The organism is Nonomuraea sp. NPDC003214, assembly GCF_053590035.1.
Genome location: NZ_JBSFSX010000002.1, coordinates 316,322 through 328,808, shown reverse-complemented (window position 1 = coordinate 328,808; position 12,487 = coordinate 316,322). Strand labels below are relative to the sequence as shown.

At 70.9% G+C, this 12,487-nt stretch carries 11 protein-coding genes; 3 read left to right on the top strand and 8 right to left on the bottom strand.

The window, feature by feature from the left end; translation table 11 throughout:
• Positions 1-159: 159 nt before the first annotated feature.
• Positions 160-1,260: a winged helix DNA-binding domain-containing protein gene (locus tag ACWDXC_RS06465; protein WP_449978705.1), complete on the top strand. Its 1,101-nt coding sequence runs from the start codon at positions 160-162 to the stop codon at positions 1,258-1,260.
• Here ACWDXC_RS06465 and ACWDXC_RS06460 read toward each other — a convergent pair.
• Genes ACWDXC_RS06460 through ACWDXC_RS06450 form a run of 3 tightly spaced genes read right to left on the bottom strand, consistent with a single transcriptional unit; the run spans position 1,231 to position 4,154 of the window.
• A complete protein-coding gene (locus ACWDXC_RS06460; RefSeq protein WP_449978702.1) occupies positions 1,231-2,043 on the bottom strand; it encodes a carbohydrate ABC transporter permease in 813 nt (270 codons plus the stop codon). The two genes, ACWDXC_RS06465 and ACWDXC_RS06460, sit on opposite strands and share 30 nt — an antisense overlap.
• Positions 2,044-2,916 carry a carbohydrate ABC transporter permease gene (locus ACWDXC_RS06455; protein ID WP_219510543.1) on the bottom strand — a complete coding sequence of 291 codons (873 nt, stop codon included), beginning with the start codon at positions 2,914-2,916 and terminating at the stop codon, positions 2,044-2,046.
• On the bottom strand, positions 2,913-4,154 hold the full coding sequence (locus tag ACWDXC_RS06450; protein ID WP_357592823.1) for an extracellular solute-binding protein: 1,242 nt from the start codon (positions 4,152-4,154) through the stop codon (positions 2,913-2,915). The genes ACWDXC_RS06455 and ACWDXC_RS06450 overlap by 4 nt, the downstream gene beginning before the upstream one ends.
• A 119-nt stretch (positions 4,155-4,273) precedes the next feature.
• Between ACWDXC_RS06450 and ACWDXC_RS06445 the strand changes: the two genes are divergently transcribed.
• The gene (locus ACWDXC_RS06445) at positions 4,274-5,035 is read left to right on the top strand and encodes an IclR family transcriptional regulator (protein WP_357592821.1); all 762 of its coding nucleotides are present in this window, start codon (positions 4,274-4,276) and stop codon (positions 5,033-5,035) included.
• The gene (locus ACWDXC_RS06440; protein ID WP_449978699.1) at positions 5,032-5,997 is read left to right on the top strand and encodes a sugar kinase; all 966 of its coding nucleotides are present in this window, start codon (positions 5,032-5,034) and stop codon (positions 5,995-5,997) included. Before ACWDXC_RS06445 ends, ACWDXC_RS06440 begins: the two co-directional genes overlap by 4 nt.
• Positions 5,998-6,000: 3 nt before the next feature.
• Here the strand turns inward: ACWDXC_RS06440 and ACWDXC_RS06435 are convergent, their stop codons facing one another.
• The 5 genes from ACWDXC_RS06435 to ACWDXC_RS06415 are packed head-to-tail and all read right to left on the bottom strand — an operon-like array spanning position 6,001 to position 12,407.
• On the bottom strand, positions 6,001-6,909 hold the full coding sequence (locus ACWDXC_RS06435; protein WP_449978697.1) for a dihydrodipicolinate synthase family protein: 909 nt from the start codon (positions 6,907-6,909) through the stop codon (positions 6,001-6,003).
• Complete coding sequence (locus ACWDXC_RS06430) at positions 6,906-7,895, bottom strand: oligopeptide/dipeptide ABC transporter ATP-binding protein (protein ID WP_219510546.1); 990 nt, start codon at positions 7,893-7,895, stop codon at positions 6,906-6,908. The genes ACWDXC_RS06435 and ACWDXC_RS06430 overlap by 4 nt, the downstream gene beginning before the upstream one ends.
• Positions 7,888-9,837: a dipeptide/oligopeptide/nickel ABC transporter permease/ATP-binding protein gene (locus ACWDXC_RS06425; RefSeq protein ID WP_449978693.1), complete on the bottom strand. Its 1,950-nt coding sequence runs from the start codon at positions 9,835-9,837 to the stop codon at positions 7,888-7,890. The genes ACWDXC_RS06430 and ACWDXC_RS06425 overlap by 8 nt, the downstream gene beginning before the upstream one ends.
• Positions 9,834-10,793 (bottom strand): ABC transporter permease, encoded by a 960-nt coding sequence (locus tag ACWDXC_RS06420; protein ID WP_364176335.1) that lies wholly within the window; start codon positions 10,791-10,793, stop codon positions 9,834-9,836. Before ACWDXC_RS06420 ends, ACWDXC_RS06425 begins: the two co-directional genes overlap by 4 nt.
• 6 nt (positions 10,794-10,799) lie before the next feature.
• On the bottom strand, positions 10,800-12,407 hold the full coding sequence (locus tag ACWDXC_RS06415) for an ABC transporter substrate-binding protein (RefSeq protein WP_357592817.1): 1,608 nt from the start codon (positions 12,405-12,407) through the stop codon (positions 10,800-10,802).
• Positions 12,408-12,487 lie beyond the last annotated feature (80 nt).

Sequence of the window (12,487 nt, the reverse complement as noted above, 5' to 3'; positions counted from 1 at the left end):
CGGTCCTACTTTTCCAGGTTGCCGGGGAGCCTGGAAGCCGGGCGGGTTCGGGCGCATACTCCCGTTGGGGAGGGCAGACCACAGCCCGGCGTCTCCCGCCGGTTCCGCTGGGGCTATCGCGGCACGGGACCTGCCGCGATAGCCCCTACCGTGGTACGCATGAACCCTCTCCTCACCAGCAGGGCGCTCAACCGGGCCACCCTCGACCGCCAGCTTCTCCTGTCCCGCGCCGAGCTGCCGGTGACGGACGTCGTGGAGCGGGTGGGCGGTTTGCAGGCGCAGACGCCGCACACCTGGTACACCGGCCTGTGGAATCGGATCGAGGGGTTCCGGGCGGCGGAGGCGTCGGCGTTGCTGGAGTCGCGCGCGCTGGTCCGGCTGGCGTTGCAGCGTTCGACGATCCACCTGGTGACGGCCCGCGACTGCCTGGCGATGCGGCCGCTGCTCCAGGTGGTGACCGAGCGGATGACCAGGACGACGTTCGTCAGGAAGCTCGGCGACGTGGACCTGGACGAGCTGGCCGCGTACGGGCGGGAGCTGGTGGAGGCGCAGCCGATGACGTTCGCGGCGCTGGGCAGGGCGCTGGCGGAGCGGTGGCCGGGCGAGGATCCGCACGCGCTGAGCCAGGTGGTGCGCTGGCTGGTGCCGCTGGTGCAGGTGCCGCCGCGCGGCCTGTGGGGCAGGAGCGGCCCGATCGCGCACACGAGCGCGGAGTCGTGGCTCGGCTTCGAGGCGCCGGCGATGACGCCCGCCGAGCTGGTCACCCGCTATCTGCGGGCGTTCGGCCCGGCGACGGTGATGGACGCGCAGACGTGGTCGGGCCTGACGCGGCTGGGCGAGGTGGTGGAGTCGATGGATCTCGTACGGTTCCGCGACGAGCAGGGCCGGACCCTGTACGACCTGCCGGACGCCGAACGCCCGTCGCCGGAGGTTCCGGCGCCGGTGCGGTTGATGTACGACTTCGACAACCTGTTCCTGTCGCATGCCGACCGGTCCCGGGTCGTCACGGAGGCGGGGTTCGCCGCGCTGGGCGGTTTCATGGGCACGAATGTGATGCCCCGGGTCATCCTGGTCGACGGCGTCACCGCCGGGGACTGGACGGTGACCAGGGCCGGGAAGGTGTCCACGCTGGGTGTCCACCAGTGGACGCCGATCAAGGACCTGGACGCGGTGGCCGAGGAGGGGTTGCGGCTGCTGGAGTTCCTGGCCCCCGGCGACGAGCATGAAATATCAGTCTTTGATGGCCCCTCCAAGTCCTGACACCAGCTTCCGCTGCACCCCCACGAAGAAGATCAGCACCGGGATCGTCATCAGCGTCGAGGCCGCCATGATCCCGCCCCAGTCGTTCTCGTCCGGCTTGAAGAAGACGAGCAGCGCGGCGGGCAGGGTCTGGCTGTCCTTGGCCGAGATGATGAACGTCCTGGCGAAGATGAAGTCGTTCCAGGCGGTGATGAAGGAGAACACGCTGGTCGCCACCAGCCCGGGCGCGACCAGCGGGAACAGCACCCGCCACAGGATCGTGGCGCGCCCGGCCCCGTCGATCATCGCCGCCTCCTCCAGCGCCTCCGGCACGGCGGCGACGAACCCGCGCATCATCCAGATCGCGAACGGCAGCGAGAACGCCAGGTGCACCAGCACCAGCGAGCCCAGCGTGTTGAGCAGCCCCAGGTCCCGCACGACGAAGAACAGCGGGATCGTCAGCGCCTCGACGGGCACCATCTGGGCGATCAGGAACATGATCAGCACCGTGGTCCGGAACCGGAAGTGGAACCGGGTCACGGCCACGGCCGCCAGGAACGCCACGAGCGCCGACAGCACGACGACCGAGAGCGCGACGATGGCGCTGTTGACGAAGTAGCGGCCGAACCCCTCCCCGGTGATCACCCGGGTGAAGTGCTCGAAGGTCGGGTTGAGCGTCCACGGCTTGACGTCGAGCGACTGGATCTCCCCGGCGGGCTTGAGCGCCGAGACGACCATCCAGTAGAGCGGGAACGCCGTCAGGAACGCCACGACCAGCGCCACGGTGTTGGCCACGTGTCGCATCTACAGCCTCTCCCCCGTGCGATAGAGCGCGCGGATGTAGAACAGGGTGATCACCAGCAGGATCAGCGTCATGATCACACCGATCGCCGAGCCGAGCCCGTACTCCGACGACCCGAAGGCGGTCTGGTAGGCGTAGACGTTGAGCACCGAGTTCTGCCCGGCGATGCCGCCGCCGTTCGTCATCACGTAGATCTGGGTGAAGATCTTGAAGTCCCAGATGATCGACTGGATGACCACGATGGTGATGAGGGGCCGCAGCATCGGCACCATCACCCGCCAGAACGCGTGCCACGCCGAGGCCCCGTCGAGCGAGGCCGCCTCCAGCACCGAGCCGGGGATGGCCTGGATGCCCGCGTAGAGGGTCAGCATGACCAGCGGGAAGGAGTGCCACACGACGGTGGCGCCGACGACGCCGAACGTCACCCACTTGTCGTAGAACCAGTTGAACCCCTCGATGCCGAGCGTCTGGTTGACCAGCCCGAGGTCGGCGTCGAACAGGAACATCCACACCGTGGACCCGGTCATCGCCGGGGCCGCCCACGCCCCGAGCGCCGCCAGCGACAGCGCCGCCCGGGGGATCGGCGAGACGCGGGTGAGCAGCACGGCGAGCGCCGCGCCCACCGCCAGCGTGGCGACGACGAGCGCCGCGGCGAACCCCACGGTCTGCAGCAGCACCTGCCAGAACCGGGGGTCGCCGAGCACGTCCGCGTAGTTCCCGGCCCCGACGAACGTGGTCGGCTGCCCGCCGCTGACCTGGGCCTGGCGGTAGTCGAACACCGACAGCAGCCCCAGCATGTAAACGGGGTAGCCGAACAGCGGGACGAGCACCGCCGCGGCGGGCAGCAGGTAGAGCCAGGGCCGTGCGCGCCTCACGAGCGGCCGAACGCTGCCTTGACCGCGGTGGCGGCCTCGGTGGTCGCCTCGTCCACGCTGGACTGGCCTGTCGCGACCTTCTGCAGCATCGTCGGGATGACCTTGCCGTTGTCGATCTTCACCCAGGCCGGGTCGATGGGCACGAACTTCGTCCCCGCCGCGACCGTGTCCAGGAACGGCTTGAGGAACGGCTCCTTGCCCGCCACCTCGGTACGGGCCGAGGTCAGCGTCGGCAGGTTGCCCATCGCCTCGTACATCTTGACCTGGTACGCCTTGCCGCCCAGCAGCTTGACGAAGTCGACGGCCAGTGAGCGGTGCTTGGCGTTCTTGAGCACGCCGAGGTTGTTGCCGCCGGCGAACGCGGGCGCGAGCGAGCCCTTGTCGAAGCCGGGCAGCGGCACGACCGCGTACTTTCCGGCGGCGGCGCCCGCGTCGACGGCCGAGCGGTTGAAGTTGCCGAGGATGCCCATCGCGGCCTTGCCGCTGGCGAACAGCTCGACGGTCTTGCCGCCGGTGAGCGAGGCGCACGCCTGCGGCGGGCAGACGTCGTCGGACAGCAGGTCGGTGTACGCCTTGACGCCCTTGCGCGCTTCGGGGCCGTCGAGGCTGGTGATGTCGCCGCCCGCGGCCCACACGAACGGCAGGGCGCCGAAGGTGTACTCGCCGCCGACCGCGATGCCGTACAGGTCGGGCTTCTTCTTGCGGATGGTGCGGGCGGCGGCCGTGAGCTCCTCGATGGAGGTGGGCGGCTGGAGGCCGAGCTCGCTGAAGACGTCGGTGCGATAGTAGAGGGAGCGGATGCCGATGAACCACGGCAGCCCGTACTGCTTGCCGTCGACCGACGCCGACTGGAGCAGCTCGGCGGTCATGTCCTGGCCCTGCAGGTCGGCGGTCAGGTCGGTGAAGCCGCCGGCGGCGGCGTACTCGGCCAGGTCGGTGTTGCCGTACTCGGCCACGTCGGGCGCGCTGGCGGGGTCGTTGAAGGCGCCCTTGAACTTCTCGTGCCGGGCGGGCGTGGTGGGGATGTAGGTGATCTCCACCTGGACGCCGTCATGGGCGGCGGTGAACTCCTTGACCGCCTCCTGGACGACCTTGTCCTTGGGGGCGCGGTTCGGCTCGTCGAACAGCCACACGCGCAGGGTTCCGGTCTTCTCGTCGCCGCCGCCGGTCGCCGGCGCCGTGGACGGCGCGCAGGCCGTCAGCACCACGAGGGCGGCAGCACAGTAAAGAAACCTCACTATTACCTCCTCGCCGTGACAGTAGGAAGGCGGCGGGTAGCTGGGAAGTGACTGTCGGAGTTGTTCTGCATTGCACAACGCTGTGTTGCAAAAGCGAAACCTGTCGTAGGCTGGCGCGTGTGCCCGAACGCAACCAGTCCGCCTCGCTCAGACGCGCCCTGGTGGTGCTGGAGCACGTGCGTGACCACAGCGGGCTCACGCTGACCCAGCTCGCCGAGGCCGTCGGCCTGCCCAAGAGCACCGTGCTGCGGCTGGCCGCCCCGCTCGTCGACGCCCGCCTGCTGGAGCGCGACAGGAAGACCGGCGCCTACCGGCTCGGCCACGGCTCGCTCCGGCTCGGCCAGTCCTACCTGTCGTCGCTCGACCTGCGCGCCGTCGCCGCCGAGGAGTCCCACCGGCTCATGAGCGAGGTGCGCGAGACCGTCCACCTGGTCGTCTACGACCCGCCGCACGTCGTCTACATCGACAAGGTGGAGAACCAGGCCAACGTCCGCATGGCCTCCCGCATCGGCAGCCGCGGCCCGCTCCACTCCACCGCCGTCGGCAAGGCGATCCTGGCCTGGCAGCCCGAGGAGACCGTCGAGGAGGTCGTCGCCGCCGGCCTGCCCGGGGCCACCCCGCACACGATCACCGACCCGGCCCGGCTGCGCGCCGAGCTGGCGAACGTGCGCAGGCGCGGTTACTCCGTCGACGATCGGGAGAACGAACCAGAGGTGCGCTGCGTCGGCGCGCCGATCTTCAACCACCACGACGCCGTCACCGCCGCCATCTCCGTCTCCGGCCTCACCTCGCGGATCACCGCCGCGCGGGTGCGCGAGCTGGGGCCGCTGGTGGCGGGGGCGGCGGCGCGCATCTCGAGAAAGCTGGGCTCCACGCGATGACCGGACTGGTGACCTTCGGCGAGACCATGGCGCTGTTCGCGGCCCGCCGCACGGGGCCGCTGCGCTTCGCCCGGGACTTCGACCTGGGACTGGGCGGGGCCGAGTCCAACGTGGCGATCGGCGTGGCGCGGCTGGGCCATCCCGCCTGCTGGATCGGGCGCGTCGGCGCCGACGAGTTCGGCGACCTGATCCGCTCGACGCTGGCCGGTGAGGGCGTCGACGTGCGCGCCGTCCCCGACCCCGGCGCGCCGACCGGATTGATGATCAAGGGCAGGCGCACCGCCGACCACATCGACGTCAGCTACTACCGGACCGGGAGCGCCGGGTCCCGCCTCTCCCCCGACGACCTCGACCCGTCGCTCGTCCGGGCTGCCCGGGTGCTGCACGTCTCCGCGATCACCCCCGCCCTGTCCGCGACCGCCCGCGAGACCGTACGCCATGCCGTCAAGCTGGCGCGGGACGCCGGGGTGACGGTGTCGCTGGACGTCAACTACCGCCGCGCGCTGTGGACCCCGCAGGAGGCCGGGGCCTGGCTGCGCGAGACCGTCGGCGACGTGGACGTGCTGTTCGCCACGGAGGCCGAGGGCCGCCTGGTCACCGGCCCCGACACCGGCCCCGACACCGCGGGCGGCCCCGAGGAGCTGGCCTGGGCGCTGGCCGCGCTCGGCCCCGGGCACGTGCTCGTCAAGCTCGGCGCGCGCGGGGCGCTGGAGCTGTCCGGCGGCGTGCTGCGCCGGGCCGAGCCGTACCGGGTCACCGAGGTCGACCCGGTCGGCGCCGGCGACGGGTTCGCCGCCGGGTGGCTGGCCGGGCTGCTCGACGACGCCCCGCCGGACCGGCGCCTCGACATGGCGTGCGCCGCCGGCGCGTTCGCCGTCACCTCGCAGGGCGACTGGGAGAGCCTGCCCCGCCGCGACGACCTGCGCCTGCTGACCGGGCAGGGCGACGGCGTCAGCAGATAGCCCCTACAGCAGACCGGCCGCCGCCAGGTGCTTGCCGATCCGGCCGGTCTCGTCCTCGTTCAGCGGCACCTGCGGGACGGCCGTGGCCGGGTGGTCGATGATGCCGCGCAGGTGCAGCGCGGCCTTGAACGCGCCCAGCCCCGACGAGCTGCCGCCCATCCTCGAGCCGCCCACCTGGACGATCTCGAACAGCCTGACCAGGCGCTCCTGCTCCCGCCTGGCCGCCTCCCAGTCGCCCTGCCCGGCCGCGCGGACCAGGTTCACGTAGCCGTGCGGGTCCACGTTGCCCAGACCCGGCACCACGCCGTCGGCGCCCATCCACAGCGCGCTGTCCACGGTCAGCTCCGACCCGGTGAGCACGCTGAACGGCGGCCGCCTGCCGAGGATGAGCCGCCGCAGCCCCCCGTCGTCGCCGCTGGAGTCCTTCACCCCGGCCAGCGACCCGTCGGCGGCCAGCTCCAGCAGCAGCTCGGCGCTCAGCTTGGTGTGCACCGACACGGGCAGGTCGTAGGCGTACACCGGCAGCCCGCCGCGCGCCGCGAGCGTGCGGAAGTGCGTGGCGATCTCCACCGGATGGGTGCGCGTGTAGAACGGCGCCGTCGCCACCAGCCCGGACGCCCCGGCCGCCGCCGCGACGGCGGCGTGCTCCAGCACCCGGGGCGTGGTCATGTCGATCACCCCGGCCAGCACCGGCACCTGGCCGCCCGCGTGCCCGATCACCGTGTCGAGCACCACCCGGCGCTGCGCGTCGGTCAGGTAGGCCACCTCGGAGGAGGACCCCAGCACGAACAGCGCGTCCACGCCGCCCTCCAGCAGATGGTCCACCAGCCGCGTCAGCGACCGGGCGTCCACCTCACCCCCGGGGGTCAACGGTGTGCAAACCGGGGGAATCACTCCGGTGAGGGGGGTCATACACGCTCCTGAATCAGTTCGAGGTCGGTGGCGCCGGCCGCCACCGGGTGGTGGCAGTGGTAGAGGTGGTCGGCGTCGGTGACGGCGGCCGGCCAGGCGGCCGCGCACGCGTCGTCGGCCCGCCAGCAGCGGGTCCGGAACGGGCAGCCGCTCGGCGGCCTGGTCGCCGACGGCACCGCGCCGACCAGCGGGATCGGGTTGATCGGCGAGATCAGGCCCGGCGTGGCCGAGAACAGGGCCCGGGTGTACGGGTGCCGCGCGCCGAGCGGGAGCGCCTCGGCGGGCGTCTGCTCGACGATGCGGCCCAGGTACATGGTGACGACGCGGTCGCTCATCCGGCGGACCGTCTGGATGTCGTGCGAGACGAACACCAGGGCCAGCCCGAGCCGCTCCTTCAGGTCGAGCAGCAGGTTGAGGATCTGCGCCCGCACCGACACGTCGAGCGCGCTGGTGGGCTCGTCGGCGACGATCAGCTCCGGCTCCAGGGCGAGCGCGCGGGCGACGGCCACCCGCTGCCGCTGCCCGCCGGAGAGCTGGCTGGGCAGCGCGTCGGCGGCGCCGGAGGGCAGCCCGACGAGCTGCAGCAGCTCGCGCACGCGGGCGTCACGCTGGGCCGGGGTGCCGCGCCGGTGCACGTTGAGCGGGTCGCGCAGCACCTGGCGGACCGGCAGCCGCCGGTTCAGCGCGGTGGACGGGTCCTGGAAGACCATGCCGACGCCGGTGCCGATGAGCGAGCGGCGTTCGGACTCCTTCAGCCCCCACAGGTCGCGGCCCCGGAACGACACCGTCCCGGAGGTCGGCCGTTGCAGCCCGACCAGCACCTTGGCCAGCGTGGACTTGCCGCAGCCGGACTCGCCCACGACGCCGACGGTCTCGCCCGCGCCGACCACGAGGTCCGCGCCGGTCAGGGCGTGGACCCGGTCGCGCGAGAACAGGCCGCCCGAGCGCGCCTTGTGCACGACGTGCACGTCCTTCAGCTCAAGCATGCTGCTCGCTCCCCTGCTGGCTTCCGGTGAGGACCACGGCCGGGTGATGGCAGGCCACCGTGTGCCTGCGGTCGTCGCCCGTCAGCACGGGCGCGTCCGTACGGCACACCTCGGAGGCCATCGGGCACCGGTCGGCGAACCGGCAGCCCGCCGGGAAGTCGGCGGGCGAGGGCACCACGCCGCGGATCTGCGTGAGCCGTTCGGCCCCCGACTCCAGCGACAGCACCGAGCCGAGGAGTCCGCGGGCGTAGTGGTGGGCCGGCGCTCCGACGAGTTCGGCGGTGACGCCGGTCTCCACGATCTGGCCGCCGTACATGACGACCACCCGGTCGGTGACGTCGGCGACCAGCGCCAGGTCGTGGGAGACGAGGATGAGCGCGAACCCGAGCTCCTCGCGCAGCTTCAGCAGCAGCTCGATGACCTGCGCCTGGACGGTCACGTCGAGCGCGGTGGTGGGCTCGTCGGCGACGATCAGCTTGGGCTCGCGCGACAGCGCCATCGCGATCAGCACCCGCTGCCGCTGCCCGCCGGACAGCTCGTGCGGGTAGGACGTCAGCGTGCGGCGCGCGTCCAGGCCGACGAGTTCCAGCAGCTCGGCGGGGGTGCGCCGGCCGCCGCGCCGGCAGACCTGCTTGAGCTGGGCCTTGATGGTCATGGCCGGGTTCAGCGAGGAGAGCGCGTCCTGGTAGATCATCGCCATGTCGTGGCCGAGCAGCTTCCTGCGGGCCTTGCGCGGCATCGTCAGCAGGTGCTGCCCGTCGAAGACGATCTCACCGCCGACGCGGGCGTTCGACGGTTGCAGGCCCATGACGGTCAGCGCCGTCAGCGACTTGCCGCAGCCCGACTCGCCGACCAGGCCCAGGACCTCGCCGGGCCGTACGTCGAAGGAGATGCCGTCGACGATGTCCACCCCGGCGTCGAAGCCGATGCGCAGGTCGGTGACCGACAGGATCGGCGGGCCGGCCGGCAGCGGGCGGGCCCGCTCGGCGAGCCGGCGCGCGGCCTCGGCCAGGCCGGGCAGCTCGACGATCTCGCCGGAGCCGGGCCGGGCCTGCTCGAAGGCGTCGTCGTCCTTGCGGACGGCGCTCTTGCGGGCGGCCGGGGCGGCCCAGGCGTCGGAGATGCCTTCGGACAGGATGTTCAGCGCCAGCACGGTGATCAGGATGAGCAGGCCGGGGAAGACCGTGGCCCACCAGCCGCCGAGCAGCACCAGGTTCTTGCCGTCGGCGATGACGCTGCCCCACGACGGGTCGGGCGGGCGGACGCCGGCGCCGATGAACGACAGCGACGCCTCGAACACGATCGCGTCGGCCACCATCACCGTGCAGAAGACCAGCACCGGGGCGGCGCAGTTGATCGCGACGTGCTTGATGATGATGTGCGGGGTACGTGCGCCGATGATGCGTTCGGCGGCGACGTAGTCCTCGCCGTACTGGGCCAGCACGTTGGCGCGCACCACCCGGGCCACGGACGGCATGTAGAGGAACGCCATGGCCATGACCAGCACCGGGATGCTGCCGCCGAACACCGCCACCAGCACCGCGGCCAGCGCGATGCCGGGGAAGGCCATGATGACGTCGAGCAGCCGCATGATGGTCTCGTCGACGGCCCGGCGGGAGGTGGCCGCGACCGCGCCGATCACGGCCCCGGCGACCAGCGCCAGGCCGGTCGCGCCCAGGCCGATGATCAGCGACCAGCGGGCCCCGTACAGCAGTCTGGACAGGATGTCGCGGTTGGCGCTGTCGAGCCCCATCCAGTGCTCGGCCGACGGGCCGCCGCCGGTGGTGGCCTGGAAGTACGGCGAGTACGGGGCGAGGAGCGGCGCGAACAGCGCCGCCAGCACGACGACGACCACGATGCCGACGGCCAGCCACGACAGCGGCGGCAGTCTCCTGAATCCCACGCCCGGCCTCGACAGGCGTTCCGCCAGTCCTCGTCTCATGCGGCACTCCTGAGCCGGGGGTTGACCAGCAGGTAGAGGACGTCGACCACCAGGTTGACGACCATGAAGCCGACCGCGATCGTCAGCACCACGCCCTGCACCACGGCGGGGTCGCCGTCACGCACCGCGTTGATCATGAGCTGGCCCATGCCGGGCAGCCCGTAGATCGTCTCGATGACGACGGTGCCGCCGATCAGGTAGCCGATGCGCAGGCCGAGCACGGTCAGCGGGTTGATGAGCGCGTTGCGCAGCACGTTGCGGCCGACGACGACGATCGGCGGCAGGCCGCTGCCGATCGCGGTGCGGACGTAGTCGCGGTCCAGCTCCTCCACCATCGAGGTGCGGATGATGCGGATGAGCTGGGCGGCGATCGGCAGCGACAGTGACAGGGCGGGCAGCGTCATCGAGCGCAGCCAGCCGCCGAAGGAGTCGGCCGGGTTGATGTAGCCGCCTGTCGGGAACAGGCCCTCGCCCACCGCGAGCCACTGGATCATGAGCAGCGCCAGCCAGAACGACGGGGCCGCCACGCCGACCAGCGACACCATGCGGATCACCTGGTCCGGCCAGCGGTCGCGGAACAGCGCGCCGGCGACGCCGAACACCAGCGACAGCACGATCCCGACCGCCAGGCCCAGGAACGTGAGCTGGAGCGTCAGCGGCAGCGCCGTGGCGATCGACTCGATCACCGGCTTCTTGGTGAGCACGCTGGTGCCCATGTCGCCTTGCAGCAGGTCGCCGACGAATCGGACGTATCGCAGCGGCAGCGGGTCCAGCAGGCCGTTCTCCAGCTGGAACTGGCGGATCTGCTCGGCGGTCGGGTTCGCGCCCTGGAAGTAGGCGTACTCCGGCTTGCTGTTGGAGAAGCGCATCACGATGAACACGAACGCGACGACGCCGAGCACCAGCGGGATCAGGATCAGCACCCGCCGCGCGAGCATTCTGGCGATCAGGATCATGGCGGCTCAGGTGCGCTTGGCCTGGAGCAGGTTGATGCCGGGGTATGCCTGCGCCCGGACGCCGGAGACCTTCTTGGGGTCCCAGGCGGTCATCAGCTCGGTGTGGACGACGGGGTAGAGCACGGCCTGCTCGGCGATGACGTCCAGATATTTCTGGACCTTGGCGGCCTTGGCTGCCTTGTCCGGCTCCTTGGTGGCCTCGTCCATCATCGCGAACAGGGCCTTGGCGTCCTTGCTGCCGTCGAAGTGGGCGTACTTCATCCACAGCCCGCCCTCGACGAAGTTGTAACGCAGGATCAGGTCGGCGTCCATGCCGAACTGGTTGGGGTTGGAGGCCGCCGCGACCACCTGGTAGTCCTGGAACTGGTCCATCTTGGTGAACAGCGCCGCCGTGTCCTGCGGCTCCAGCGTCGTCTTGACGCCGATCGCCTCCCACGAGGCGGCGATGGTCGGCAGGCAGTCGGCGATCCAGCTCACGTTGACGGCCATGAGGTTGACCGTCAGGTTGCTGACCCCGGCCTCCTTCAGCAGCGCCTTGGCCTTGTCCGGGTCATAGTCGTAGACGACCGCGGCCCGCTTGTGGTCGGGGTGGCCCTCGTTGAGGAAGGAGCTGGAGGCGGTGCCGTGGCCCTTGAGCGCCACGTCGATCATCTTCTTCTTGTCGATCGCGTAGTGCAGCGCCTGCCGTACGCGCACGTCGTCGAACGGCTTGGTGCCCGTGTTGAACATCAGGAACATGTGGTTCATGCCCGCGCCGCCCTCGACCGTCAGCCCCTGCTGCTTGAGCTGGTCGACGTTGGCGTACGGGATGTTGTCGGCGATCTGCGCCTCCGCCGAGCCGCCGGAGATCTTCGCGACCCGGGCGGCCGCGTCGACGATCGTCAGCCAGTTCATCTGCTTGACCGTCGCCGGCCGGGGCCCGTTGTAGCCGTCGAACGCCTCGAACGAGGTGTTGGACTTGGGGTTGTGCGCGGTCATCTTGTACGGGCCCGAGCCGACGGCCTTGCCGCTCTTGGCCTGGTCCCACGCTCCCGGCTGGGAGAAGACGTGCTTCGGCATGATCTTGGCGATGGTGAGCCGGGGCGCCGCGTCCGGGAAGGCGAACTTGAAGACGAGCTCCACCGTGCGGTCGTCGACCTTCTTGACCTCCTCCAGCCAGGAGCGGAAGAAGTTGCCGACGAGCACGTTGGCCTCGGGGTCGAGCACCCGCTCGAACGTGAACACCACGTCGTCGGCGGTGACCGGCTGCCCGTCGTGCCACTTGGCGCCCTCGCGCAGCGTGAACTTCCACGTGGTGGCGTTCAGGTCGTCGGGCAGGGCCGTGGCCAGCGCCGGGTACGGCTCGCGGGTGATGGGGTCGGTGTCGAGCAGGCCCTCGTAGATGTGGGTGATGCCGGCCATGGCGAAGGCCGAGGCGGTCTGCGTCGGGTCCCAGCTCTGGTCGTTGCCGTAGCCGATGACGGCGGTGATCAGGTCTTTGTTGGATCCCGCGCCGACCGAGCCGGTCGAAGCCGGGCCTCCGCTGCAGGCGGCCAGAGTGGACGCGATGATCGCGGCCGCCCCTGTCGCTCCGCTGTAACGCAAGAAGTCGCGGCGGCTGAACTCAGGGCTCACGGATGCCTCCCGGGGGGTAGCCCAACGTAGAACGTGGGACATCCCATGTCCTATCTTTTGCGTAAGGTGGACGCTAGATG

Coding starts and splice junctions, on each gene's coding strand:
- ACWDXC_RS06440 (WP_449978699.1), top strand. CDS start 5,032: ATGACCGGACTGGTGACCTTCGGCGAGACCATGGCGCTGTTCGCGGCC.
- ACWDXC_RS06465 (WP_449978705.1), top strand. CDS start 160: ATGAACCCTCTCCTCACCAGCAGGGCGCTCAACCGGGCCACCCTCGAC.
- ACWDXC_RS06435 (WP_449978697.1), bottom strand. CDS start 6,909: ATGACCCCCCTCACCGGAGTGATTCCCCCGGTTTGCACACCGTTGACC.
- ACWDXC_RS06425 (WP_449978693.1), bottom strand. CDS start 9,837: ATGAGACGAGGACTGGCGGAACGCCTGTCGAGGCCGGGCGTGGGATTC.
- ACWDXC_RS06420 (WP_364176335.1), bottom strand. CDS start 10,793: ATGATCCTGATCGCCAGAATGCTCGCGCGGCGGGTGCTGATCCTGATC.
- ACWDXC_RS06460 (WP_449978702.1), bottom strand. CDS start 2,043: ATGCGACACGTGGCCAACACCGTGGCGCTGGTCGTGGCGTTCCTGACG.
- ACWDXC_RS06430 (WP_219510546.1), bottom strand. CDS start 7,895: ATGCTTGAGCTGAAGGACGTGCACGTCGTGCACAAGGCGCGCTCGGGC.